At 41.5% G+C, this 25,090-nt stretch carries 22 protein-coding genes, 1 pseudogene and 1 riboswitch; of the genes and pseudogenes, 8 read left to right on the top strand and 15 right to left on the bottom strand.

Going from position 1 to position 25,090, the window contains the following annotated elements; all coding sequences use genetic code 11:
• Positions 1-235 precede the first annotated feature (235 nt).
• The 3 genes from CWC28_RS07345 (at position 236) to msrA (ending at position 5,008) form a co-directional block, all read left to right on the top strand.
• Positions 236-1,288 carry an efflux RND transporter periplasmic adaptor subunit gene (locus tag CWC28_RS07345; RefSeq protein ID WP_063703532.1) on the top strand — a complete coding sequence of 351 codons (1,053 nt, stop codon included), beginning with the start codon at positions 236-238 and terminating at the stop codon, positions 1,286-1,288.
• 3 nt (positions 1,289-1,291) lie between these two features.
• Entirely contained in the window at positions 1,292-4,390 is a 3,099-nt protein-coding gene (locus CWC28_RS07350; RefSeq protein ID WP_063703184.1) for an efflux RND transporter permease subunit, read from the top strand.
• Between the two features lie 84 nt (positions 4,391-4,474).
• Positions 4,475-5,008 carry a peptide-methionine (S)-S-oxide reductase MsrA gene (gene msrA / locus CWC28_RS07355; protein ID WP_054560929.1) on the top strand — a complete coding sequence of 178 codons (534 nt, stop codon included), beginning with the start codon at positions 4,475-4,477 and terminating at the stop codon, positions 5,006-5,008.
• A gap of 149 nt (positions 5,009-5,157) precedes the next feature.
• Here msrA and CWC28_RS07360 read toward each other — a convergent pair whose 3' ends face one another.
• The 3 genes from CWC28_RS07360 to CWC28_RS07370 form a co-directional block, all read right to left on the bottom strand.
• Positions 5,158-7,011 (bottom strand): TonB-dependent receptor domain-containing protein, encoded by a 1,854-nt coding sequence (locus tag CWC28_RS07360; protein ID WP_138624939.1) that lies wholly within the window; start codon positions 7,009-7,011, stop codon positions 5,158-5,160.
• Between the two features lie 34 nt (positions 7,012-7,045).
• Positions 7,046-7,201: riboswitch (cobalamin riboswitch) on the bottom strand.
• Between the two features lie 173 nt (positions 7,202-7,374).
• The gene (locus tag CWC28_RS07365; protein ID WP_130050669.1) at positions 7,375-7,614 is read right to left on the bottom strand and encodes a hypothetical protein; all 240 of its coding nucleotides are present in this window, start codon (positions 7,612-7,614) and stop codon (positions 7,375-7,377) included.
• A 129-nt stretch (positions 7,615-7,743) separates the two neighbouring features.
• Positions 7,744-8,226, bottom strand: coding sequence for a YajQ family cyclic di-GMP-binding protein (locus CWC28_RS07370; protein ID WP_063703177.1), 483 nt, complete (start codon positions 8,224-8,226; stop codon positions 7,744-7,746).
• Positions 8,227-8,383: 157 nt separating this feature from the next.
• Between CWC28_RS07370 and CWC28_RS07375 the strand changes: the two genes are divergently transcribed.
• Positions 8,384-8,734 carry a VanZ family protein gene (locus tag CWC28_RS07375; RefSeq protein WP_063703175.1) on the top strand — a complete coding sequence of 117 codons (351 nt, stop codon included), beginning with the start codon at positions 8,384-8,386 and terminating at the stop codon, positions 8,732-8,734.
• Positions 8,727-9,620 carry a ketopantoate reductase family protein gene (locus CWC28_RS07380; protein ID WP_138624940.1) on the top strand — a complete coding sequence of 298 codons (894 nt, stop codon included), beginning with the start codon at positions 8,727-8,729 and terminating at the stop codon, positions 9,618-9,620. The genes CWC28_RS07375 and CWC28_RS07380 overlap by 8 nt, the downstream gene beginning before the upstream one ends.
• Before the next feature lie 142 nt (positions 9,621-9,762).
• Here the strand turns inward: CWC28_RS07380 and thiI are convergent, their stop codons facing one another.
• Both thiI and CWC28_RS07390 read right to left on the bottom strand, forming a co-directional pair.
• Entirely contained in the window at positions 9,763-11,220 is a 1,458-nt protein-coding gene (thiI, locus tag CWC28_RS07385; protein WP_105174856.1) for a tRNA uracil 4-sulfurtransferase ThiI, read from the bottom strand.
• A gap of 108 nt (positions 11,221-11,328) precedes the next feature.
• Positions 11,329-11,982, bottom strand: a complete 654-nt coding sequence (locus tag CWC28_RS07390) for a TetR/AcrR family transcriptional regulator (protein WP_105174857.1) — start codon at positions 11,980-11,982, stop codon at positions 11,329-11,331.
• 217 nt (positions 11,983-12,199) lie between these two features.
• On the opposite strand from CWC28_RS07390, the gene coaD reads away from it, so the two are divergent.
• Together coaD and CWC28_RS07400 are read left to right on the top strand one after the other, a co-directional pair.
• The gene (coaD, locus tag CWC28_RS07395; protein ID WP_063703162.1) at positions 12,200-12,682 is read left to right on the top strand and encodes a pantetheine-phosphate adenylyltransferase; all 483 of its coding nucleotides are present in this window, start codon (positions 12,200-12,202) and stop codon (positions 12,680-12,682) included.
• Positions 12,679-14,055, top strand: a complete 1,377-nt coding sequence (locus tag CWC28_RS07400; protein WP_138624941.1) for a capsule assembly Wzi family protein — start codon at positions 12,679-12,681, stop codon at positions 14,053-14,055. Before coaD ends, CWC28_RS07400 begins: the two co-directional genes overlap by 4 nt.
• A 10-nt stretch (positions 14,056-14,065) precedes the next feature.
• Here the strand turns inward: CWC28_RS07400 and CWC28_RS07405 are convergent, their stop codons facing one another.
• The 9 genes and pseudogenes from CWC28_RS07405 to argC all read right to left on the bottom strand — a co-directional run bounded on the left by CWC28_RS07405 (position 14,066) and on the right by argC (position 21,997).
• Positions 14,066-14,599 carry a hypothetical protein gene (locus CWC28_RS07405; protein WP_138624942.1) on the bottom strand — a complete coding sequence of 178 codons (534 nt, stop codon included), beginning with the start codon at positions 14,597-14,599 and terminating at the stop codon, positions 14,066-14,068.
• A 30-nt stretch (positions 14,600-14,629) separates the two neighbouring features.
• On the bottom strand, positions 14,630-15,100 hold the full coding sequence (locus tag CWC28_RS07410; protein WP_138624943.1) for a hypothetical protein: 471 nt from the start codon (positions 15,098-15,100) through the stop codon (positions 14,630-14,632).
• Between the two features lie 63 nt (positions 15,101-15,163).
• Positions 15,164-15,697: a hypothetical protein gene (locus tag CWC28_RS07415; protein ID WP_138624944.1), complete on the bottom strand. Its 534-nt coding sequence runs from the start codon at positions 15,695-15,697 to the stop codon at positions 15,164-15,166.
• Between the two features lie 14 nt (positions 15,698-15,711).
• Positions 15,712-15,918 (bottom strand): hypothetical protein, encoded by a 207-nt coding sequence (locus CWC28_RS07420; RefSeq protein WP_138624945.1) that lies wholly within the window; start codon positions 15,916-15,918, stop codon positions 15,712-15,714.
• 252 nt (positions 15,919-16,170) lie between these two features.
• A pseudogene (argH, locus tag CWC28_RS07425) lies at positions 16,171-18,035 on the bottom strand (argininosuccinate lyase).
• A 53-nt stretch (positions 18,036-18,088) separates the two neighbouring features.
• Entirely contained in the window at positions 18,089-19,291 is a 1,203-nt protein-coding gene (locus tag CWC28_RS07430; protein WP_063703147.1) for an argininosuccinate synthase, read from the bottom strand.
• Between the two features lie 9 nt (positions 19,292-19,300).
• A complete protein-coding gene (locus CWC28_RS07435; protein WP_063703145.1) occupies positions 19,301-20,221 on the bottom strand; it encodes an ornithine carbamoyltransferase in 921 nt (306 codons plus the stop codon).
• Between the two features lie 7 nt (positions 20,222-20,228).
• Positions 20,229-20,987: an acetylglutamate kinase gene (argB, locus tag CWC28_RS07440; RefSeq protein ID WP_105174865.1), complete on the bottom strand. Its 759-nt coding sequence runs from the start codon at positions 20,985-20,987 to the stop codon at positions 20,229-20,231.
• Positions 20,987-21,997, bottom strand: a complete 1,011-nt coding sequence (argC, locus tag CWC28_RS07445; RefSeq protein ID WP_138624946.1) for an N-acetyl-gamma-glutamyl-phosphate reductase — start codon at positions 21,995-21,997, stop codon at positions 20,987-20,989. The genes argB and argC overlap by 1 nt, the downstream gene beginning before the upstream one ends.
• A gap of 220 nt (positions 21,998-22,217) precedes the next feature.
• On the opposite strand from argC, the gene argE reads away from it, so the two are divergent.
• Complete coding sequence (gene argE / locus CWC28_RS07450; RefSeq protein WP_138624947.1) at positions 22,218-23,369, top strand: acetylornithine deacetylase; 1,152 nt, start codon at positions 22,218-22,220, stop codon at positions 23,367-23,369.
• Between the two features lie 19 nt (positions 23,370-23,388).
• On the opposite strand, the gene panP is transcribed toward argE, so the two are convergent.
• Complete coding sequence (gene panP, locus CWC28_RS07455; protein WP_063703134.1) at positions 23,389-25,017, bottom strand: pyridoxal-dependent aspartate 1-decarboxylase PanP; 1,629 nt, start codon at positions 25,015-25,017, stop codon at positions 23,389-23,391.
• Positions 25,018-25,090 lie beyond the last annotated feature (73 nt).

A 25,090-nucleotide genomic window follows, 5' to 3' on the forward strand; every position in this document is an offset into this window, starting at 1 on the left:
AAAAATAAAAAATAAACATCACAATTGTGACCAAAACTATCTTTCTAAGCGTTAAACAATAATTACACTTTGGCTCTTTACTCATACTAAAACCTCTTTTTTAGTCACAATAAAGGAACAAACTAGCCGAACTTTTAACTTTTACGCTAAATGCACAAATATATGAGATACCTGACATACGGTGCACGTACTAATTTTGTACACTACACTCAACTAATTTTCTGGTAACACAATGATGTATTCTACACAATCTGGCAAAGCTCTTTTTCCATTTATTATTACCCTTTTGCTAGGGTTATGTATTTATTTGTATTTACCTTCAAGCCAAGGTGAGCAGAGCAACTTTGGTAATAGCGCAACTCAAGTGACAGCACATACGGTTGTCGCCGAAGAAAATGCAGTGCTGATTGAAGCAATTGGTAGTGCTCGTGCTAACCAAGCGATTTACTTGCGTAGTGCACAAAACGATTATGTTACCGATATTTTTTTTAACGATGGCGATTTAGTAAATAAAGGCCAAAAGCTTGTTCAACTGCAGTCGCAAGAAGAAGAATTAGCAGTAAAAGAATTAAGCATTAATTTACGAGAAGAACGCCGCCAACTTGAGCGCCTCACTGAGTTATCTCGCTCACAAGCCACTGCTAAGTCGTTACTAGAAGAGCAGCTATCACGTGTTGACGCAACCGAAGCACAACTTGAAAGTGCAAAAACAAAATTGGCCGAGATGACGATTAAAGCGCCTTTTTCAGGTTTGCTTGGTAAGCGTGAAATTTCAATTGGTACCTATGTAAATAGCACAACCAACATTACGACACTTGATGATATCAGCATTATCAAAGTTGATTTTAAAGTGCCAGAAAAATACTTAGCGCAACTGCAACTCGGTATGAAAGTGATGACGCAAAATGATGCTTACCCAGAAAAAACTTTTACCGGTAAAGTCACTCACATTAGCTCGCGCATAGACTCAATTACCCGTAGCGTTGAAGTGACTGCCAGCTTTATCAATAAGAGCGGTTTATTACGCCCTGGTATGCTGTTAAACACTGCCTTAGAGTTAAGCTCAAGCCAAGCACTTATGGTGCCTGAGAAAGCCGTGATCCCGCAACAAGACAAACACTATGTGTTCCAAATTGAAGATGGCGTTGCAAACAAAGTCGAAGTGCATGTGGCTGGTCGTCACAATGGCTGGGTAGCCATTGATAAAGGCCTTGAAAATGGCCAACAAGTTGTGACTGAAGGCATCATTAAGATCCGTACTGGCAGCAAAGTAAGTATCAAGGGCTAAACCATGAAAATTACTGATACTAGCGTTAAGCGCCCGGTCTTCGCGATCGTAATAAACCTATTATTACTCACCTTTGGCTTGGTGGCATTTTCTATGCTGCCACTGCGCGAGTACCCAGATATTGAAACACCGATTGTTAGTGTTAGCACTGAATACACAGGTGCTAGCGCAGAGATCATTGAAACGAAAATAACCCAAGTCCTCGAAAACCGTATTTCGGGTATCGAAGGCATTAAAAGTATTAACTCATCGAGCCGAAATGGCCGCTCAAATATCACCATTGAATTTAATATTAGCCGCGATATTGATGCCGCATCAAACGATGTACGTGAGCGTGTAGCCCGTGCCCTTGATAGCTTACCTGAGCAGGTTCGCCCGCCAGAGGTGTCTAAATCAAACAGTGATGAAAGCCCAATTGCTTGGTTCGTACTAAACAGTACCACCATGGATTCATTGCAGTTATCTGATTACGCGCAGCGTTTTATTGTTGACCGATTAGCCGTTGTTGATGGTGTCTCAAACGTGCGCGTGGGTGGCGAGCGTAAATACGCAATGAAAATCTGGTTAAACCGTAAAGCAATGGCTGCGCGCGGTATTACCAGTAGTGATATTGAAACCACTTTACGTACTGAAAACGTTGAATTACCTGCCGGTGAAATCGAATCTATCGACCGCGATTTTACAGTGCGTACTGCGCGTAGTTATAAAGATCAACAAGACTTTCGAAACCTAGTGATCAAACGGGGTGAAGACGGCTATTTAGTGCGTTTAGGTGAAGTGGCTGATGTGCACTTAGAAGCCGCGGACGACGAAAGCTTATTCCGTGGTAATGGCCGTAACATGATTGGTTTGGGTATCGTCAAACAAGCCAAAGCTAATACCCTAACCGTGGTTGATAATGCCCGCGCAGAGCTTGAAAAAATTAAGCGTAACCTGCCAGAAGGCACCACCATTCAAGACAGCTATGACTCTTCAATTTTCATCAAAGAATCGATTGACGAAGTTTATCGCACACTCGTTATTTCAATGGCGCTAGTTGTCTTAGTTATTTACCTGTTTTTAGGCAATATCCGCGCAACGCTAGTGCCTGCTGTAACCGTACCTGTGGCGCTAGTGGGTAGCTTTATGTTCTTGCTCGCTATGGGTTATTCAATCAACTTACTGACTCTTCTAGCCCTTGTGCTGGCAATTGGTTTAGTGGTGGATGATGCGATTGTTATGCTCGAGAACATTCACCGCCGTATCGAATTAGGCGAACCACCACTACTTGCTGCATTTCGTGGTGCCCGTGAAGTTGGCTTTGCGATTATAGCAACGACCCTCGTATTGATTGCGGTATTCGTACCACTGGTGTTTATGGATGGCCGAATCGGTGCCCTCTTTACCGAATTTGCTATGGCAGTAAGCGCTGCGGTGTTCTTCTCTAGTATTACTGCGTTAACGCTTTCTCCAGCGCTTTGCTCAAAAGTGTTGAAGTCATCAGAAAAAGAAAGCAAGTTTAGCCAGTGGATGGATAGAAGCTTTAACAAAATCGAAAACGCTTACCGTAACTCACTCACCTCAAATATGAGCCGTAAGTGGAGCTTACTACTGACTATGATTTTGGCCGGTGTTGCCAGCTTTATGCTATTTCAAAAAGTGCCATCAGAGCTTACGCCAAAAGAAGACCGCGGTACTTTCTTTATCATGATGAGTGGCCCTGAAGGCGCAAGCTATGAAAATAACGCTGCAAACATGGCTAAAATTGAAGAACGTTTAATGCCTTACTCTGAGTCTGGTGAATTGAGCCGAGTGCTTGTTCGTGTGCCGGGCTGGGGTGGTCAAGGTGGTGTTGCTATCATAGGTATGGCTGACTGGGATAAGCGTAAGCGCTCAACCTGGGAAGTGATGGACGAAATCAGCGGTAAAATGACTGAAGTGACTGATGTGCGTGCGTTTGCCATTATGCGCCGTGGTATTGGTGGCGGCGGTTCATCTCGTCCGATTGAATTTGTACTGCAAGGTAACGATTACGACCAGCTAGCCGATTGGCGAGACCGTATTATTAAGCGTGCTGAGAAAAACCCAGGCTTGGTAAGAATCGATCATGATTATAAAGAAACGTTCCCGCAGTTTTTAATCAACATTGATAAAAACAAAGCCGCTGATTTAGGGGTTTCTGTATCGGATGTGGGTCGCACGCTAGAAACCATGTTAGGCCAACGCCGCGTAACGACCTTTATCGACCGCGGTGAAGAATACGATGTGATTTTAAAAGGCACCAAAGAAGACTTTGCTAACCCGACTGATATCTCAAATATCTATTTAAAATCACGTAGTGGCGAATTAGTACCGCTAGATAGCTTAATTAGCTTAAAAGAAGAAGCCACTGCATCGCGTTTAAACCGTTATAACCGTATGCGCGCAATTACTTTAAGTGCGAACTTAGCAGATGGTTATACCCTAGAAGAAGCACTTAACTTCTTAAATCAAGTTGCAGCAGAAGAAAACGACATCGACGGTGCAATTGACTACAAGGGTGAATCACAGCTGTTCTATGAAGGTGCATCGGCGATGACCTATGTATTCATACTGGCACTGACTGTAACCTTCTTAGTACTTGCAGCCCAGTTTGAAAGCTTTATTCACCCATTTGTGATCATGCTTACAGTACCGCTTGGTTTAGTGGGTGCATTATTTGGTTTGTGGTACACCGGACTTACTCTGAATATTTACAGCCAAATTGGTATCGTAATGCTGATAGGTTTGAGTGCGAAAAACGGTATCTTGATTGTTGAGTTTGCGAACCAACTGCGCGATAAAGGTGTGGAGTTTAACGAAGCGATTACCCAAGCTGCGACACAACGTTTACGCCCAATTATTATGACCTCATTGACCACCGTGATGAGCTCAGTACCGCTGGTACTTGCAAGTGGCCCAGGTGCAGAAAGCCGTATGGTAATTGGTGTGGTGGTATTTACTGGTGTTATTGTTGCAACCTTACTGACCTTATTCGTCGTACCTGCTGCATACAGCGCACTTGCCCGAAATACCCAGTCGCCTGAGTACTTACAGAGCAAGTTAGAGCAGCAAGCAAAAGACAAGCCGTTAGAAGAAATTTAAACGAGCTTGAGCTTTAACAAAACGCCGTCTTTACGGCGTTTTGTTTTTTCGGCTATAGTCAGCAAAACGGTAAGGAAGTGAAATATGGATAACAACATACAAATAGCCACTTTTGGCGGCGGCTGCTTTTGGTGTATTGATGCCGCATTTAGACGCGTAAAAGGCGTGCTTAATGTCAGCTCTGGCTATGCCGGTGGTGAGATTGAAAACCCAAGTTATCAACAAATTTGTACCGGCTTAACGGGTCACGCTGAAGTGGTTCAGCTCGATTTTGACAGCAGTATTGTAAGCTATAACACCCTGCTTGAAATGTTCTTCACTTTACACGATGCCACACAGTTAAACCGCCAAGGTAATGATGTCGGCACCCAGTATCGAAGTGTTATTTATTATCATGATGAAAAGCAAAAAGCAGAATCTCAAGCCATGATTGATGCTTTACAAAAGCAAATTCGAGAGCCGATAGTCACCGAGCTGAGCCCTCTTACAAACTTTTACCCTGCAGAGCAGTACCATCAAGACTATTACAATGAAAACCCAAATCAAGGTTATTGCAGTATTCTGATTGCCCCTAAGCTTGCTAAGTTCGAACAGTATTACGCAGATAAACTAAAATGAAAAAAGCCCGCTAAGTAGGTAGCGAGCTTTTAGACGCAGAACTAATAATAACGCTGAGCGTGTTTTAACTTAAAAACGAATGACATCAACGGGCAAATTAATGTCAATTACTCGCTTTAAGCAAACAGCTCAGTTGACCTTAATGGCTATTAGAACTGATAACGGGCACCTACAAACAGGCGACGCTCGGCCGTGTTGTAGTAATAAAATTCGTCGTTGATGTGATCACCATCTAGGTCTGTACCATAGGCATCAACGGCGTTGTACTCTTTATCGAATAGGTTTTCTACACGTAGTGACACAGTTAAGTTATCAGTCGCTTGGTAGTGACCAACTAAATTCCATAACGTATAAGAAGGTAAGTGCGTTAACTTGCCATCACGATCACCACGGTATTGCATATCGATACCAGCATCAAAATCACCCCATGCTTTGTTTAATGACCAATTCACAGTGTGGTTTGACACATAGGTTAGAGACTGACCTGTCTCAGTATCTTCCGCTGAAAGGTAGGTAAAGTTAAAGCTGTGATCAAAGCCAAACACTTGGTTTTTAAAGCTAAACTCAACACCTTCGTGGCGAGCTTCGTTTATATTAGTTGGGATCCACTGCCCTGATGCATTTGGTGCCCAAGCGATTTTGTTGTCGATTTCGCTGCGGAAAATCGCAATATCAAGGCTGATATCATTCACATTGAGTGATAAGCCAAGCTCTTGGTTATCTGATGTTTCAGGGTTTAACTCTGGGTTACCTGAGCCTGGGTAATATAGGTCATTAAATGTTGGAGATTTAAAACCTGTGCTTTGACTTACGCGGAATGTCGCGATGTCATTTAAGTGATAGCCAACAGCTGCAGTGTAAGTTGTTTCATCACCAAACTGCTGATCATCATCTTGGCGAACGGTTAGGTTTGCCAGCACGTGTTCGTCGTCATAATAAGCGCCAACAAACGCAGCGAACACTTCACGGCTGTCTTTTAAGTAAGTACCCGAGTTAGTGTTCACTTCATCTTTATACCAATTAAAACCGCCACTAAGAGTCAGTGCTTGATTGAAAAAGTATTGGCCATTGTAATCGATTTGCTCACGCTCAGTTTCAAACTTATCAACCACCGTTGCACCAGTGTAATCAATACGTGAGTCATCTGAACTATCACTTGATATAGCGATATCAATGGCGTGGCTGTGTTTTTCGAAAGCCTTTTTCCAACCTAGTGAAGCTTGGTAATTTTCGAACTCGCCTTTTTCTACGTTGCTGTCTGCAGGGCTATAAGCGCTATCGTATTTTGCTTCGCCTTCTGAGTATTGTGCTTGCGCTAAAAACTCACCTAACTGCTCATTTTGATAACCAAGATTAAAGCCAAGGTTTTTGTTCTCGTAGCCGTCTTCATCAGGGGCTAAGCCTTGCAAAACATCAAAACCATCTGTTTTTTCATAACCGGCATTAACGGCAACATCAACACCCGCAAACTGACCACCTGTCGCTACTTGATACTCTTGATAAGAGTCTGAGCCAAAAGTAACATCTAAGGTCGTATTTTGTGCTTTGCGCGTAATGATATTAATCACACCAGCTAGCGCATCTGACCCATATACAGCAGCACGTGAGCCTTTGATTACTTCAACACGCTCAATACTGTTTAAAGGAATATTGCTAATACTTTTATAGCCAAGTGTTGCAGAGCCTGTACGTACACCATCAATTAAAATAAGTGTATGACGAGAACTTGCACCACGTAATGAAACACCTGAGCTTTGCCCAAAACCACCATTGGCATTAATTTGAAAGCCTGCTTGCGTTGCCAGTAAGCTTGGTAAGTCACGCACATAACTTGCTTCAATATCAGCGCGGTCAATGACAGTAACACTGGCTAATACATCATTAATTGATTGTTCGAATTTATTGGCAGAAACTGTGATGTGCTCGATTGATTGCTCGTCAGCAGATACAGAAAAAGACAACGTAGCAGCAACCGCTACGCCTAACGCAGATTTATTTAGCATGATATCCCCTAGCCTGTGCCCACCGCACACGCGAATAGTAAGTTACTTCAAGGCCGGTCTCCGGACTCTGTACATGCATGGCATCTACATTACCGTTGCGGGGGCAGTGTTGGCATTGTTTTCTCCCTGAAAACGCACCGACTTCCCGATTATCTTGCGACTATTTCACCCTTTGAAATAAAACGTATCTGAAGATACAGCAAGCACCTCGAAAATAGGCCGTTATTGTGATGATTTTGGGGAAGAAAGTCAATGGACGGCTATACCGCTAAAGACAAGTTTTAAGTCTAAAGCTTCAAGCTGTAAGTGGAGACAGATCAAAAAAGCCAATCAGCATGGTGATTGGCTTTTATAAAACAATAATTACCAGAAGTACTCATGAGGTTTTGAGTTTCCTAACGGAAAAACAATTCCTTCTGGGTCAGCACCATTCAGCACAAGCTTACAAAGAGCTTTATTTAAGCGTCTTCTTGGCTTAGTCATTGTCATTTTCACCCACCAACTTGGTGTTTGTTGGTAAAAATAAGTACTGTGTGGACCTGTGTATTTTCTGTTTATTTTACCGTGTTTATTACGGTCAATTGTTTTGTTTTTTACTGACATAAATATCCTCTAGCTGAAAATAGCTAGAAGATATCTTTTTCTCTGTAACCTAATATTCGTCTCAAAATACGCTCCTTGTAAAGTTCAGAAACTTGCAGGCTTATAGCTTAAAGCTATAAACACAGTGTATTAATCGCGGAAGTTTTTGAACTGGAATGGTTGACCTAAATCAGCAGTACGAACAACTTGCATTGCTTCTTGTAAATCATCACGTTTTTTACCAGTTACACGTAATTCTTCACCTTGAATCGCGGCTTGTACTTTAATTTTTGAGTCTTTGATTAACTTAACGATTTTCTTCGCTACGTCTTTTTCGATACCTTGCTTAAGAGCAACATCACGCATTACGTATTTACCGCTACGCGACTCATCTCTTAATTCTAGGCTAGATACATCTAAGCCACGCTTTGAAATTTTCGCAGCAAGAATGTCAAAAAGTTGCATTACTTGTTGTGGTGCTTCAGCTTTTAACTTAATTACTTTGTCACTTAGTTCGATTGATGCATCAACACCACGAAAATCAAAACGCGTCTCTAGTTCACGCTTTGCATTATCTACTGCATTCTGCGCTTCGTTCATTTCTACTTCAGAAACAATATCAAATGAAGGCATGGGGTTCTCCTAACATAGTCTTTTTTAAATTCATTTATGGTTGGCAATTATAACGCTTATTTGTCGATTCTTTCTATTTTTATCCGATTTGTTCAGGTGCGATGCAAAAATTGTTTGATATACTGGCCATTCAATTTCGGCATTTTTAGGGTTTATTGTGACAAGGCGTGTTTACCAAGTTATCTTTTTAGCCAGCATTATTGGCTTTACGATTTTGTTTGCCAAAGAAATTAAAGGGGTGAGCAACCTCTTCCCACACGTAGATAAAGTGGCGCATTTTGGTATTTTCTTCATATTAGCCATGGTGATGGATAAAGCCTTTAAATTACCACTCATGGTGCAAATTTTACTGTTAGCTGGATATGGAGCCGCCATTGAATTTATGCAAGATATGCTGCCTTACCGTCAAGCCTCGGTTGGTGACTTTATCGCTGACTTTATTGGTGCCATCAGCTATTTTGCTATAAAACTTGGTTTTCATTTAGGTAGTAAGCAACGTAATGGCTAATGTTTTAATAGTTGGAGATGGTGCAATTGGCTTATTGTTTAGCCATTTTTTATCTGCACAACATGACATCACATTACTGACCCGTAAGCCAACCCTGACCACACGTTTTTATCAAGCAAGTAATGGTAAATCACACCCTATCAAAGCCCGTCTCATTAATCATAAAGAGCTTGGTCATTCAGCGCCCTTTGATTTAGTGTTAATCACCGTTAAAGCATTTCAAGTTCAAGCGGCCTTTAAGCAAATAAAACCTTATCTCAATGAAAACTGCCAAATCGTTATTTCTCATAATGGTATGGGTAATGTTGATGAACTTAATGCCCAGCTTTTGAACACGCAAGGATTAGCGTTTTTAACAACGCGTCTAGCTGGTTTTAAAACAACACCTTATAGCGTAAACCACACTGGAAATGGTGAAAGTGTGCTAGGCGCATGTAATGCGGCTGCAAGCGAAAAGCTCAACGAACTTAAGCAGCAGTTTAGTTACTTACCGCATTTTTCTGTGAGCGATGATATTCACTCGCTGCGCTGGCAAAAACTACTAGTGAACATTGCCATTAATCCCTTAACGGCAATTCATAACGTTAAAAATGGCCAGTTACGCGCGCCACAATTTAGCACGCGCATTATTAATTTACTTAGTGAGGCGTGTTTGGTAGCCAATAAACAAGGTGTTGATGTAAAACTCAGCGAGGCGTTGGACCAAGCCTATTCTGTGATGACAGCCACCGCTGAAAACTTTTCTTCTATGCAACAAGACATCAGCCATAATCGAGAATCTGAAATTGATGCAATTTGTGGCTATGTGTGTGAGCAAGGTGCTAAGTTAGGGATAAAAACCCCCTATAATCAAGCAATGCTAAGCATGATAAAAATTAAAAGTTAATGGGCTGCTAGCTACTAAGAGAAAGAGTAAAGAATAAAGCTACAAGGGGAAAGGGGAAAGTTTCAAGGGGAAAGTGGAAAGTTCTCGTAATGATTTCAGGCATTAAAAAAGCGCGAACATGTCGCGCTTTTCTCACTATCCCTTACGGGCGATACACTTTTACGTTGCTAAAGCCTTCTTCGTGAAGGATCAGTGCTTGTAGCTGGCTCATCACACCTTTAGCACAATATAAGTAATATTCTTTATCTTTTGGTAAGTCACCAAATTTAGTCGCTAAACGGAAGAAAGGTAAATGTACAACTTCAATACCTTCAAGCTCAAGTGGGTTTGCGTCTTCTTCTTCAGGTGAGCGAATATCAACAACAACCGCTCCTTCAGGTAAATCAGATACAGACTCTGCTTCTTTCACTTCTTGCTTAGCTTCGGTGTCGATATCGCGAATATCCATCACTCGTGCATTTTCAACAACTGTATTTAGCACGTCGAAATCAAACTTAGCTTCTTCGGCAAGAATGGTTTTGATTTTAGCTTTAACCGTTGGCTTTTTAGAAATTACACCACAGTATTCAGGCATACTTTCTGCCATCTCAGCCGTACCAATTTTACGCGCAATATCAATAATATCTTGCTTATCGTGTTGGATTAACGGGCGAATGATTAAAGTTTCCGTCACACGGTCAATTACACTTAGATTAGCCAGCGTTTGGCTTGATACCTGACCAATACTTTCGCCAGTTACTAGCGCTTGTACACCTAGTTTTTCTGCAACTTGGCTACCGGCACGCATCATCATACGTTTAAGTACAACACCCATTTGGCTGTTTTCAACGTTCTCTAAAATCTCAGCAACAACAGGTTCAAAATCAACAGTAACGAACTTCACTTTGTGAGTAGAGCTGAACTGTTTCCAGATATAATAACTCGCCTGCTTAACACCGATTTCGTGCGCAGCACCACCTAAGTTAAAGAATAAGAAGTGAGTACGTGCACCTTTACGGATCATTTGATAGCTGGCAACACCAGAGTCAAAACCGCCCGACATAAGCGATAATACATCTTCTTGTGTTGGTAACGGGAAGCCCGCCATACCTAAGTGAGTTTCAGTAACGATATACGCTTTATCATCACGCACTTCTAAACGTACTGTTACTTCAGGGTGAGATAATTTAACGCGCGCACCTTCAACATGCTGGTTTAAACCACCACCTACGTAGCGCTCTACGTCGCTCGATGTGAAGTCATGCTTACCAGAACGTTTACAACGTACACAGAATGTTTTACCCGCAATCGTATGGCCAATTAGCTCAAGTGCTTTTTGATAAATATCGTCGATTGAATCGAAGTCTGTTTCAGTAACTTCAATAAACTGTACGATACCTGGAATACGCTTTAAGCCATCGATAATATCTAAACGAACTTGCTCAGAGTCGAGTAAGCTAACAACAGAGATATTATCCCAGTTGTTTCTTACCTGAACTTTTTCGTCAACACGACGCAAAACGATCTTAATGTTATTTTCTAATAACTTGGTAAAACGTTTACGAACAGATTTACTCTTGATCGCGATTTCAGGGTGTAATTTGACGATAAATTTAAGCATAGTTCACTCTTAGACTGTGGATTTCACACGCCCCAAGGTTAAGCAACCTCAAGGGCGCGCGATTATAACAAAAATTATAGCGTCTAGGAAATAAACTGCTTTGTAGGATTAGTGGTCGTTTTGCTCAGATTCAGCAAGGGCTAAATACTTTGCCCTTAATTGATTTACTTGTTCTAAGTGTTGCTCGGTGCAGTGGGCTTTTAATAGCAGCAATACCTTTAAAATACCGTTATAAATATCTGCTCTGGCAAGTTCACCACTTAAGCGACGAGCTTTGATATAAGGCGTCCAAAAACTCACGGTCATTTTTAGCATATGCGCAAGTTCTGTGACATCTTCGTCTTCAATGCAAATGATACCGCCTTCACGCAATGCAAACAGCACATCTTTGACTTGCTCTAAAAGCTCAGCTTGAAACGCAATGTAGCCTTTTTTCAGCTCTTCATCACGAGATAAAATATCGCCTAAGTTGTCGTAGAAAAACTGAAAACGCCACATAAGTTCAAATAGCGAATCAAGATAGCCCGCTAGGTTTTCTAGTGCGTCGTCACCGGGAGTCAGTGGCTTAAAGTGAGTGTGTAAATGATCGCTATACAAAGCAAATATGTGACGAATAATATCTTCTTTATTTTTAAAGTGATAATACAAGTTACCTGGGCTTATCCCCATATGCGAAGCAATATGGTTAGTTGTTATGGCACGCTCACCATGGCGATTAAATAACTCGATGCTGGTGTGTATGATTTTGTCCTTTGTGCTCATAGCTTATTTACTCTGTTTTTTATGATTATTACGGTCCCCAGCCGAGCAGTATAAACAAATGCGCAGCAATTAAATACTACCTTGAAAAATATTAACCTCAATCGGTTTAGTACCTTATATAGGTGAAGGATTCTAATCCGATACGCGTATTTTCGAAGCTGCATCGTCGAGAAAACACTGTTAATATAGCAAGCAAATTTATAAATCGCTGAATGTTATGAACGTTACTGCAATCTATCCGGGCACTTTCGACCCACTTACAAATGGCCATACAGACTTAATTCATCGCGCGGCAAAAATGTTCGATAAAGTGATTGTTGCCATTGCGCATAATCCAAGTAAACAACCCTGCTTTACCCTTGATGAGCGCGTAGAACTTGCTAATAAGATTTTGGCGCACCTTGATAATGTGAGTGTGATTGGTTTTTCTGGCTTATTGGCTGATTTAGCTCGCGACCACAAAGCCGAAGTGCTTATTCGTGGAATTCGTGCGGTGTCTGACTTTGACTATGAATTTCAGTTAGCGAATATGAATCGTCGCCTAAACCCAGATCTAGAAAGTGTATTTTTAACACCGGCAGAAAAAAATTCATTTATTTCATCGACACTCGTCAAAGAAGTCGCACGCCATAATGGCGATGTAAGCGAGTTTGTTGACCCAGTCGTAGCCAAAGCCTTACAGGATAAAATTCACGGATGAAATTAAAAAAGTTCATTAGCTTAACTGCATTACTAATGATCTCTGCGCCAAGTGTTGCTGGACCATGGATAGAAAGCGACGACCCATTGCTTCGCGCTTCAATCGAAATGCTCTTTAACCAAGGCATTATTAAACAGCCAATTAATAGCTATCCATTAATGTGGCAAGGTATCGCACGCGACCTAGACGTTACCAATACCAGCCAACTTGACGAGCAAAGCTTATTTGCTTATCAGCATGTAAAACATGCTCTTGATAATGCAAAACAAAAAACCAGCTCAGGTATTCGCCTAAACTACAACAGCGAACCACTCACTCAGCAAGGTTTTGGTAAACGCCACCAGCAAGAAAGCGGTGTAAATAGTTATGGTTCAATCACAGGGAAGCGTGTTAGCGCTAAAGTGAGTGTAAATTACGCCGATGACGCCCTTGATAAACAGCATGTTACTTATCAAGATAGCTATTTAGCCGTACTCCTGGGTAATTGGTCAATCAGTGCAGAGCAAGTTAGTCATTGGTGGGGGCCAAGTAACGATAACGCCCTACTACTATCAAATAATGCAGCGCCAATGAAAGGTGTGCGCTTCAGCAGAGCAAATACGCAATATGTAGGCCCAAGTTGGCTGTCGTTTATCGGTAATTGGCAGTTAACGGGTATTTACGCCAAACAAAAGCCATATCTAAATAATTCAGATGACGGTGACTTTTGGGCACTCCGGTTTGCAAGTACGCCATTAACAGGCCTTGAAATTGCGATTAACAGTGCAGGCTCTGATTATTTAACTAACCTCGAAATCGATCCTATTACACTCGAAAGCAGTGAATCAACACATCGTTTAACGAGTTTAGATGTTAAGTATTCAACCACTTTAGCGGCGCAACCTGTGGCATTTTATGCTGAAGTAATGGGTCGAAATGAAAGTGGTTTAGCACCGAGTGAGCCATTTTATACACTAGGCGTAGAAAGCTATTTTGGCTCGAAAGAAAGTCTATTAAAAAGCTACTTTGAATACTCAAATACAGAGCAGAGCTGTGATCAAATTAGCGATTGCGTATATGGCTCTGGCAGCTATACACAACGCTCACGCTTAATTGGTAGCTCAACACCGCTACAAAGTAAATCGGCTATCCTTGGCGCCTATTACCACACTCTAAATGGTTATGGTGGCCATGCGAAGTTACGTTGGATTGAAAGCGAAACCACACACGCTGAGCTCGCATCAGATACGAGTCAGCTGCAGTTAGAGCTTGGTTATCAGCAATCTGTGTTTAATGGTCTGTGGAAAGTGACAGGGCTTATTTCAAAAGATGAAATAGGTGATGAGTCAGAAACAAACACAGCCCTTAGAACTAGCTGGGAATACCGTTTCTAACCAATTGGGGTCAAGCTGTTTCAGCTTGGCCTCGAACTTTCCTGTATAGCTTCACAAGCCCTAAAAAGTCTTTATTACTGAAAAGTGCGATGAGCATCATGATATCCATCAGGTTCACTGTGATACTGTAGACATCCCAGAACCACCAGCTTCCTGTATAGACGTAATTAATATCGAAATATATGCCTAAAAACAGTGATGAGTTAACTATAAGCCCTGTGTATATATAAAGTTTAGCAGGAGCCTGAGTAAGATTTCGCTTACGTGCAATCAACCACACAATGAGTAGTATTATTAAATCAGATAGCGCCCAAATCACATAAGCAAAGCTTGAATCTAACATATCGTAGCCAAGCGCCACATTAAGTAGTGGGTCACTCATCATGTAGGAGATAAACAATGCAAGTGAAATCCACATCACTGTTTTATCACCATTCGGTGCTGATGATTTCTTTACCATGTTATAAAGAAACGACATCAAGAAACCCCACATAATAAATGCTGCGAGGTACACTCCAAAATTGTCTTGGATTAGTTTAAGCATGAAGTAAGTCTTAAAATACGGCGAGTTTCATTAAGCGTTAGTAAGGTGTTTAGATTTATCTAAAAATGACAGTCTAAATTTATATTTCATATAGCTGCAAAGTTTATGAAAGAGTAGAAAGTCACGATTCGTAATCAATGCAATGAGCATCAGTATATCAATGGTATTTACTCCAAACGAATAGATACTCCAGAGTGCCCAAGGTGTTCTGTTTTCGAGAACTACAATATCTAAAAATATGCTAATCATCAAAATTGCGTTTAAAAACAATCCCAAGACAATGTAGTAGATCGCATTAAAAGCGCCTATTTTTGCATAGTAAATCCACGCTAAAATAGTTGTTATGGTTAGCAGGTCGAAATAAAACCAGTTTAGATAGCTATAGATAGATAAGTTAAAAATACCACTTAGAAAGTATGAAACCATCATTATAAACGCCAAGATAACCAAGCGTTTATCAGGTTTATTAATGTGGGTCACTAAATTTAAAAGAAAAGCCATTAAGAACCCCCATTCAATGAAGGATCCTATCAAGTCACCAATATTTTCGGTTATATACATTTACTAAGCTTGTGTTCTAATTTCTTTTGGCTTTATTGACTCAGTAATAAAGTTTTTTAGTTTATGGAGGCCCAAAATATCACGGTCTACAATAAGCGCAATTATCATTGTTAGATCTATGATATTTACACCAAAAGAATAGATGTCCCAAAAAAACCAAGGTTGAGTGTTTCCGTAAACATAAAGGTCAATATACATTAGGACAAAAAGAATTGAATTAAGAGATAAGCCTACAACAAGGTATAAAAATGAGGGTGTTGTTCTTCTCATAAAGAGATAAGCAATTGTTAGACAAACAATCGTTACAATGTCGTAAATCGCCCAATCAAGGTACGTTGCAGGGACTGGTGATAACCAAGTAAAGAAGTAGTCGCCTGTTAAGTAAGATGTTGCCATGATAAATGAACTGAGCAATAAGGTAGTTTTTCTTTTTATACCTAAACTAAATACAAAGGTATTGAAGAAAAATGCCATCAACAAGCCCCAAACAGCAAATGCTGATAATGAAAAAACACCAAAAAGCTCAGTCAAAAACATTGAATACCCGTCATCTACTCTTCTTTCTTTTTATTTGGGAATACAGCACCGCCACCACGTTGAAGGTCTGCGTCACCAGATAAAGCCAAGGCTTCACTTGATAAAGTTACTGTATCAGATTGCAGGGTTTTATTACTAGTAGTTTGTTCCAAAGCAGGCTTTGTTTGTTGCATTTGGCTGTAAGCTTGCATTTGCAATTGGCTATTGTTTGAAATTTGCATAAGTTAATTCCTTTAAGTTAATTGTTTTTTCAGTACAGCTTACAATAGCTTGTAAGCTGAGTTAAGCGCTCTCATTTTTTTGACGCTTTTTTATACTTCATCGCGACGTTGCCACCGCACTGATAATAAAAGCAATTAACGATCCAACTTTTATATATTTTGATCTTTTTGATCATAAAATTCAGCAAATCTAAATTTCAGGCATAAAAAAACGCACAGGGGTAACCGTGCGTTTTTCCTATCCAGGGAAAATTAAGCCAGGTGTTTACACGGGATCACCGCGCTATTACTCGGCTTTAAAATATATTCCATTGCCACTTCATCGCAATTATCTTTACGAAGGCAAAGCTCACAATCTTTGATCACTTTTTCTGGTAAGCTGTCTTTGCTACAAAAACTAAATCCTTGGCTTGCAAAGAATTCTGGCACTCTTGTCAGAACAATTACCCGACTAAGCGCCAAGCTTTTGGCTTTTTTAAGCAAATGTTCAACAAGCTGACGCCCCTGCCCGGCAATTCGCGATTCAGGGTTCGCCCCAAGTGAGCGGATTTCAGCAAGACCAGTGTCGTAAATATAAAGCGATGCACAGCCAGTAACTTGGTTTTCAACCTCAGTAACAGCAAACTCATTGATTGAGTGAATCATGTCGCTCTTAGCCCGTGGTAGGTTTTCACCTACCGTTGCCCAATGCTGAATAAGCTTAGCGATTGACTCAACATCATTTAAGGTTGCGTCACGTACCGCTATTTGCTGTTTTTTTTTGCGTATTTAATGGCGCTTGTTACTTGCTCAAGTGACGTACCACCCAGCGCTTGTCTTGCTTTAATACACGCGTCTATTTCTAATACAGGATATACATCTGATTCGAAAATGCTATGCACAGACTTAAATTGCTCTAAACTTAAATCTTCTAAGTTATTCCCTTGTGCAATAGCCATTTGCACGAGCGTACCAACAATGTGATGACCTTCTCTAAATGGAATACCTTTAGCCACTAAATAGTCAGCAAGCTCAGTCGCATTTGAGTGGCCGCCTTTTGCTGCCGCTAATGTTCTCTCTGCATTAACTTTAATACCTTTAATGCATGCCTGCGCCATATGAATACATGCCAGCCAAGTTGGCATCGCATCAAATAAGCCTTCTTTGTCCTCTTGCATATCTTTATTGTAAGCAAGTGGTAGTGCTTTAAGTGTCATCATCATGGCACTGAATGCACCAAATACACGGCCCGTTTTACCACGAATTAACTCAAGAGCATCCGGGTTTTTCTTTTGTGGCATAAGAGAAGAGCCTGATGTTACCCCATCAGAAAGCTCAATAAAGCCCGCTTCACCCGAGTTATAAAAAATTAAGTCTTCTGCCATGCGCGATAAGTGAATCATCGAAATTGATGCGCAGCTTAATAGCTCAACCACAAAGTCACGGTCAGATACGGCGTCAAGGCTATTACGTGTTGCGCCGGTAAAACCTAACCCTTCGGCAAGAATTTGCCTATCAATTGGGTACGCTGTTCCAGCTAAAGCACCACTACCAAGTGGACAATAATTCATACGGTTTTTGGCGTCGGTTAAACGGCTTTCATCACGCTCAAGCATTTCAACATAGGCCATACACCAATGACTAAATAACACAGGTTGTGCGCGCTGTAAGTGTGTGTAACCCGGTAAAATAGTACCTAGCTCACGCTCAGCTAAGGCAATAAACTCACCTTTGAGCTCTGCAATTGCCTCAAGGATATGCTCAGCAGTATCACGACACCACAAGCGGAAATCGGTTGCAACTTGGTCATTACGACTACGACCGGTATGAAGTTTTTTAGCAAGGTCGCCCACTTTATCAATCAGTGCTGATTCAACATAAGAATGAATGTCTTCATGCCCTGCTACAGCGACTGCTTGTGGGTTTGCTTTAACCTCATCTAGCAACTTATTAAGTGCTGCAACGAGGTCATCGTATTCTTGCTGATTAAGTACGTTAACTTGTTTTAACGCCCCTGCCCAAGCAACTGAACCAATAATGTCTTGCTCTGCAAGTTGATAATCAAAAGGAAGTGAATCGTTGAATTGTTTAAACGCTTCATCTGGACCCGTAGAAAAACGTCCGCCCCATAGTGCCATTGAACTGTCTCCAAATTCGGCTATTGCCCTGCTCGTGCAGAGCAATAATTAAATTACTTTTTCGTTAGTGCTGAGATTCTGCTTGATAGCGAGAATAAACGAATGAAGCCTTCAGCATGTGATTGGTCATATACATCATCTTCACCGAAGGTTGCAAAGTCTTCGCTGTATAAACTATTCGGTGATTTTTTCTGTACCGCAGTGACTTGGCCTTTATAAAGCTTAAGCACAACTTCACCCGTTGCTAACTTAGACAGTGATTCAGCCCCAGCAAGAATCGAGTCTTTTAATGGCGTAAACCAACGACCGTCATACACTAGGTGAGAGAACTCACCACCAAGCACTTCTTTCCACTTACGGCTTGATTTATCTAACACAAGCTCATCAACCGCTTGAAGAGCTGCCATGATCACAGTGCCCCCTGGTGTTTCATAACAACCACGCGACTTCATGCCAACTAAACGGTTTTCTACGATATCAACACGACCCACACCATGTGGCGCAGCAATGTTATTTAATTTAACTAAGCAGTCATATGGTGTTAGTGATTCACCGTTTACTGCAACCACTTCACCTTCAACAACGTTTAATGTTACATATTCAGCTTCATTTGGCGCTTGCTCTGGCGAGTTAGTCCACGTCCATACTTGATCACTTGGTTGGCACCATGGATCTTCAAGCTCACCACCTTCATGAGAAATGTGCCAAGCGTTAGCATCACGGCTATAAATTTTTGTCGCTGAAGCAGAGCATGGAATATTTCGCTCAGCTAAGTAATCAAGTAATGATTCACGGCTTGATAAGTCCCACTCACGCCATGGCGCAATCACTTTTAGATCCGGTGCAAGGGCTGCGAAACATGACTCAAAACGTACTTGGTCGTTACCTTTACCTGTACAACCATGTGAAAGCGCATCAGCACCTACTTTACGGGCAATTTCAACTTGCGCTTTAGCAATAATCGGACGTGCCATAGACGTACCTAGTAGGTAAGTACCTTCGTAAATAGCGCCTGTTTTTAAAGTTGGGTAAATATAGTCACTGACCATTTCGTCTTTTAAGTCTACGATATGACATTCTGACGCACCTGAAGCAATAGCTTTTGCTTCAACGCCTTCGAGCTCTTCTGCGCCTTGGCCTACATCAGCAACAAACGCGATTACTTCACAGCCGTAGTTTTCTTTTAACCATGGCACGATTGCCGATGTATCAAGACCACCAGAATAGGCTAGTACGACTTTTTTAATTGAACTCATTGGTGTTCCTTAAACAAAATTTGGATTTAATAATGTGACAAGTAGAGCGTTTTGCGCATGCATACGATTCTCTGCTTGTTGAATAATTTTTGATGCTGGGCCATCCATTACCTCAGAGGTAATTTCAAACTCACGATGCGCTGGCTGACAGTGTAGTACAGTCTGCGCACCTGTTTTCTCTAATAGGGCTTGGTTAAGCTGATAAGGCATATATTTAGCTTTTACCTGCTCAAGCGGTGTTTTATCACCCATTGAAACCCAGGTATCAGCATAGACTGCATTTGCGCCAACTGCCGCCTCAATTCTGTCACTTACCATAACAGACGCACCATTCATTGCTGCAATTTGCTCTGCTTGCTTGAGAATTTGTGAATCTGGCGAACTGCCTTTAGGACAAACTGCAACAAAATCAGTGCCTAAAGTGGCAGCTAATAACATTAGAGAGTGTGTGACGTTGTTACCTTCACCTAAGTAAGCAAGCTTTAGTTTGCTAACATCGCCATGCACTTCTTGCAACGTTAAAAAGTCAGCAAGCGCTTGGCATGGGTGATATAAATCACACAGGCTATTAACGACAGGCACCGATGAGTACTCAGCAAGTGTAGTCAGTGTTTTGTGTGCATACACGCGAGCAACAATGCCATCAGCCCAAGCGGAGATATTAAGAGCAAAGTCTTTAACTGATTCACGAGCACCCATGGCACCATTTTGTGAATCTAAATAAACCGCATGACCGCCTAATTTATTAATACCAATATCGAATGATAAACGGGTACGTAAGCTGGGTTTTTCGAACAAGGTAACCACTGATTTGCCCGCTAATGCTTGGCTAAAATCAGCTGGATTTGCTTTAATTTTTTGCGCTAAGTTAAGTAATTTAAGGGCGCCTTTTTGGTCTAATTCAAGACCATTTAAGAAATTCTTTAACATGAAATACCTATGGTGTAATTTTCGTTCCTACATGCTCGCCTTTTAATAAAGCGACTAAATTCTCTGGCTTAAGCCAGCTTGAGATATACACACCACGTCGTAAATGTTGGGCAGCAAGAAGGCTGGTCTTTACTTTGACCTCCATCCCGCCCTGAATAACTCCTTCAAGGATAAGTGTTTCGATTTGCTGCGTATTAAGTTGATGTAGTGGCTGCTTATTGGCATCAAGTACAGCTTCTACATCAGTCATAAAAATAAGTTCTGCATCAAGCTCTTTAGCGATAGCCGCTGCGGCTTCATCTGCATTGACGTTGTACCATTGACCATCTTCCCCAAAGCCAATAGAGCTCACTAGGGGTAAACGACCTTGTTCAAGCAAGCTAGGTAGCACGCTGTCACAACTACCTGAACACTGACCTACTTGCGCCAATACTTTAAGTTTTTCAGATACCAGTACACCCGCTTCATAAAGGCTTAGACCCACAGGTTTGTGACCTGCGCTGATTGCTTGGCTCATTAATTGTTTATTGGCACAACCTGCAAGGGCACCAACAATATAAGGCATTTGCTCATTTGGGCTGATACGTAAGCCTTGATGTTTTGCAGTTACAAAACCTGCGTCTTGTAACCAAGCATCCACTAAGGCACCACCACCATGAACAATGACAAAGTTATCTTGTTCAGAGGCTAAAACATCAAAAAGCGCTTTTGCTGCATCTGCGCTATTTAACACAGCACCACCGACTTTAATGATCCAAGTTTTCATTACAGCGCTCCTACTAAACCAGTGTGGTGAGGTTCACCCATGGCTAAATTAATACACTGTAATGCTTGTCCTGCCGCGCCTTTTAGCAGGTTATCAATCGCTGACATAACGATGAGTTGCTCACCTTTTTGTTGCCATGCAATATCAACAAATGGCTGTTTAGCGACGCCTTTGATGCTTGGAATTTTATTGCCAAGTAAACGAATTAACGGCTCGTTAGCTAACACTTGATACGCCGCGCTCACTTGTTCTGCTGTTACGCCCGGTTTTAATTGCACATAAATAGTTTCTAAGATTCCGCGAGGAAAATTACCTAAATGTGGGGTGAATAGCACAGGGTGACCAAGGTGCTGCTCAATCTCAGGTGTGTGTCTGTGATTAAACAAACCATAAGGAGCAAGTGACACTTCGCAGAAATGCGTATTAACACTGGCTTTTCTGCCAGCACCTGTAACGCCTGATACCGCATTAACAATGATAGCTTGATCAGCTAATAAACCCGCTTCTTTAAGTGGTTTCAAAGAATTAAGTGCTGCTGTTGGGTAACAACCCGCTACAGCAACAAGGTTTGCTTTACTGATCGCATCACTATTCCATTCAGCTAAACCATATGCAGCTTGTGTTAAAAGCTCAGGATGTTCATGTGCGAAACCGTAATAAGTTAGGTAATCCTCATTCCCAGCTAAACGGAAGCCACCAGATAGGTCGAATACTTTTTTACCCATGGCTAAAAATTGGGGAGCAAGATCAACACTGACCTTGTGATCTGTACACAGGCACACATAATCAGCATTATTTTCGATATCTTGGAAAGCCTCAGCTGTTAGAGGTTGTAGTGGATACTCTAACAATCCAAGGTGCTCAGGGTATAAATCGCTTAATAATTTATCTTTATCTAAACTCCCTTCAGACACATAACATGCTTTTAGGGTCAGTTTTGGATGCTTAGCAACTAAACTTGCTAGCTCTGCGCCGCTATAACCACTTGCGCCAATAATCACTACATTCATTGCTTACTTTTACCTATTAAATCTGTTTATCGATACGCCTAAAATTACTCGCTGAATTGCGAATAAAAACACTGTCTAAAGTAATGAAATCAGGTTATCGTCGTTTCGTGTTCATCGTACAGCTTTACTAATATTTATGCTTAAAAAGTGAATTGATATTCATCATAAATACTTTTATATTGTTATGCAATTAGATTGAATAATTATTTTTGGATTTTTTATGTCGCTACCCTCTTTTTTATCTATGTATCAGCAGCTGATTGCTGCCCCTTCAATTAGTGCAATTGAAGATTCTTTGTGCATGAGCAATAAAGGGGTTATCACCTTGCTCGCAAACTGGTGCGAAAGCCTTGGTTTTACTTGTGAAATCACGGAGCTTGAAAACGGCAAAGGCCGTTACAACTTATTAGCTAAACGTGGTGAAGGGGATGGCGGTTTAATGCTTGCAGGTCATACCGATACGGTGCCATTTGATGATAGCCGCTGGAATTACGATCCGTTTAAGCTCAGCGAGCATGACAATAAACTATATGGTTTAGGTAGTATTGATATGAAAGGCTTTTTTGCCTTTGTATTGCAGGCAATTAGCGAGCTTGATGCTACTAAGCAAACAGAGCCACTATTGATCCTAGCCACAGCCGATGAAGAAACCACGATGGCCGGTGCACAGCAAATTTGCCGCCACCCAGATTTAAAACCAGCGCGCTGTATCATTGGTGAACCAACTGATATGACACCAGTATTTACTCATAAAGGCCATATGAGTACAGCGATTCGTGTGATTGGTCGCTCAGGCCATAGCTCTGATCCTGAGCGTGGTTTAAACGCCATCGAAGTCATGCATAAAATGATTACAAAGTTGTTAATCATTAAAGAAGAATTAAAGAATAAATATTCAGTTGACCACTTTAAAATTCCGTACCCTACTTTGAACCTTGGTCATATTCATGGTGGCGACAATGCCAACCGCATTTGTGGCTGCTGTGAAATGCACATTGATATGCGACCTTTACCTGGTTTAAGCGTGCAAGAACTGCAAGCGATTTTGCTAACTGCTGCAGAAGAAATTAATGCCCAATACCCAAATGCTGTAAGTGTTATCGACATGCATGAACCTATCCCAGCATTTAGTGGTAGCACTGATACAGCACTTGTAAAGCTGGCCGAAAAAATCTCAGGTCAACCTGCTGTCGCTGTAAACTATTGTACAGAAGCTCCTTTCATTCAACAGCTTGGCTGCGAAACCATTGTTATGGGACCTGGCTCAATTAACCAAGCCCACCAGCCAGATGAGTTTTTGGCGATGGAAAAAATAAAACCTTCGCAAGCGATTATCAGTAACATGATCAAAGCAAGCTGCTTTAGTGAATAGGAGCATCACGCTCCCTTTGTTATTCCATATACTTACTTAAATATTTTTTAAATACCGGGTCGGTTTTCGCCAGCTCTTTTTGCTCCGCTAAAATATCTTTTAGAATCGCTTTAGAGGTTAATGGGTTAGCTAAAACAACGCGAAAAACCACGGTAGGTTGATGGTCATATTTTGCAGGTGTTAAACGAGTACGGGATACAAAAGAACGACCCGCTTCACGCTGGCGTTTTTGCATGCTTGCAGTAAAGCGATTCAACGACGCGTAAATATCTAATTTCGTTTCTTCGTCAGCCTCATTCAGCTTTGCTTGGATCTCTTTTGGAACATAACGGTAGGTTAACAGGCAAAGCTCTGGCTCTGAGATTAACTCAAAGTCTTCATCTTGCTTGATCATGTTGGCAAAAGTGCGTGCTTTCACGATGCTACGGTCAATCAGCATCTCATAGCCTTTTCGGCCAATAACACGTAAGCAAGCATGTACTAACATTGCCATACCAGGGCGGCTGCCCTCAAGTGTATGACTCCCTAAATCCTTCGAGCCTTTACGAAGAATATATTCCGCATGATGCTCAATAGCATCCGTTGCGGCAGGGTCTTTAAATAACACCAGACCTGCCCCCATTGGCACATACATTTGCTTGTGTGCATCAATGGTAATTGAATCAGCGCGCTCAATACCGCTTAAAAGGTGGCGGTAATTTGAAGAAAGTAAGGTTGCACCGCCCCATGCAGCGTCGACATGAAAATGACAGCCAAGCTCTTCGCTCAAATCAGCCATCTCATTTAGTGGATCGATACTACCCGTTTCAGTTGTCCCAGCAACACCCACAAGCGCCATTACTTTAATACCAGACGCTTCAAGCTCATGAGCCTTTTTGCGCATCGCATCGACATCAACTTTATTATTTTCGCCAGTAGCAATGGCAATGATGTTATCGCGACCGATGCCCAGTAAATCAACGGTTTTACCTAATGAGTAATGGCCTCGCTCAGATACAAGTACAGCTAAGCCTTTGTAACCATAGTGCAGCATTCCAGCGATTAACCCCTGTGCAGCAATGCCTTTATAATCACCATCGGCTTTTAATAAACGGTTGCGGGCAATCCATAAAGCGGTAATGTTAGCGACAGTGCCACCTGAACAAAATGCGCCTAATGAGGTTTTCGCACTGTGCATCCATTTACTGTAAAAACTGTCATTTTCACCATAAGCAAGATGATGCATCATTCCCAATACTTGTCTTTCAAGTGGTGTGAATGCTTTTGAAGTTTCAATTTTTACTAGGTTTTGGTTTAGACCGACCATTAACTTAGATAGCGGTAACACAAAGTGCGGTAACGCTGAGGTCATATGGCCAATAAAACTCGGCGCAGCGGTATGCACAGAATGAGCAACTAACTGCTCCATAATGTCTTGAGCGTAATCAGAAACAAAAGTTGGCTCTTCTGGAATAGTGGCCGTTTGAAAGTCTTTTTCAATTTCGTGCAAAGGCTTTTCAATCGCTGCAATGTTCTCATTTAAGAACCCAGCTAAATTGCTAGAAATTTCAGATTCGATTTTACTTAATGTCGAGTCTGGTGCTTCTGGCACCGTAAAAATACGAATCAAGCTTTCTTTAGAGGCGACGGCACAACGCTTTTGATCCATCCTAATACCCATAATTAGCAGCTAAAAATGCACCCGATGATGGGACACCTTGGTGAGCACTTTTGCAGCACTG

The organism is Pseudoalteromonas sp. S4492 (assembly GCF_005886115.1).
GTDB classification, from domain to species: Bacteria; Pseudomonadota; Gammaproteobacteria; order Enterobacterales; family Alteromonadaceae; genus Pseudoalteromonas; species Pseudoalteromonas gelatinilytica.

Excerpts from the sequence above, each read along its gene's own strand:
- argB (WP_105174865.1), bottom strand. The coding sequence starts at position 20,987 with ATGAAAACTTGGATCATTAAAGTCGGTGGTGCTGTGTTAAATAGCGCA.
- CWC28_RS07400 (WP_138624941.1), top strand. The coding sequence starts at position 12,679 with ATGAAATTAAAAAAGTTCATTAGCTTAACTGCATTACTAATGATCTCT.
- coaD (WP_063703162.1), top strand. The coding sequence starts at position 12,200 with ATGAACGTTACTGCAATCTATCCGGGCACTTTCGACCCACTTACAAAT.
- CWC28_RS07350 (WP_063703184.1), top strand. The coding sequence starts at position 1,292 with ATGAAAATTACTGATACTAGCGTTAAGCGCCCGGTCTTCGCGATCGTA.
- CWC28_RS07365 (WP_130050669.1), bottom strand. The coding sequence starts at position 7,614 with ATGTCAGTAAAAAACAAAACAATTGACCGTAATAAACACGGTAAAATA.
- msrA (WP_054560929.1), top strand. The coding sequence starts at position 4,475 with ATGGATAACAACATACAAATAGCCACTTTTGGCGGCGGCTGCTTTTGG.
- CWC28_RS07390 (WP_105174857.1), bottom strand. The coding sequence starts at position 11,982 with ATGAGCACAAAGGACAAAATCATACACACCAGCATCGAGTTATTTAAT.
- CWC28_RS07415 (WP_138624944.1), bottom strand. The coding sequence starts at position 15,697 with ATGTTTTTGACTGAGCTTTTTGGTGTTTTTTCATTATCAGCATTTGCT.
- CWC28_RS07360 (WP_138624939.1), bottom strand. The coding sequence starts at position 7,011 with ATGCTAAATAAATCTGCGTTAGGCGTAGCGGTTGCTGCTACGTTGTCT.
- CWC28_RS07420 (WP_138624945.1), bottom strand. The coding sequence starts at position 15,918 with ATGCAAATTTCAAACAATAGCCAATTGCAAATGCAAGCTTACAGCCAA.
- CWC28_RS07405 (WP_138624942.1), bottom strand. The coding sequence starts at position 14,599 with ATGCTTAAACTAATCCAAGACAATTTTGGAGTGTACCTCGCAGCATTT.
- thiI (WP_105174856.1), bottom strand. The coding sequence starts at position 11,220 with ATGCTTAAATTTATCGTCAAATTACACCCTGAAATCGCGATCAAGAGT.
- CWC28_RS07380 (WP_138624940.1), top strand. The coding sequence starts at position 8,727 with ATGGCTAATGTTTTAATAGTTGGAGATGGTGCAATTGGCTTATTGTTT.
- argC (WP_138624946.1), bottom strand. The coding sequence starts at position 21,997 with ATGAATGTAGTGATTATTGGCGCAAGTGGTTATAGCGGCGCAGAGCTA.
- argE (WP_138624947.1), top strand. The coding sequence starts at position 22,218 with ATGTCGCTACCCTCTTTTTTATCTATGTATCAGCAGCTGATTGCTGCC.
- CWC28_RS07345 (WP_063703532.1), top strand. The coding sequence starts at position 236 with ATGTATTCTACACAATCTGGCAAAGCTCTTTTTCCATTTATTATTACC.
- panP (WP_063703134.1), bottom strand. The coding sequence starts at position 25,017 with ATGGATCAAAAGCGTTGTGCCGTCGCCTCTAAAGAAAGCTTGATTCGT.
- CWC28_RS07435 (WP_063703145.1), bottom strand. The coding sequence starts at position 20,221 with ATGTTAAAGAATTTCTTAAATGGTCTTGAATTAGACCAAAAAGGCGCC.
- CWC28_RS07370 (WP_063703177.1), bottom strand. The coding sequence starts at position 8,226 with ATGCCTTCATTTGATATTGTTTCTGAAGTAGAAATGAACGAAGCGCAG.
- CWC28_RS07410 (WP_138624943.1), bottom strand. The coding sequence starts at position 15,100 with ATGGCTTTTCTTTTAAATTTAGTGACCCACATTAATAAACCTGATAAA.
- CWC28_RS07430 (WP_063703147.1), bottom strand. The coding sequence starts at position 19,291 with ATGAGTTCAATTAAAAAAGTCGTACTAGCCTATTCTGGTGGTCTTGAT.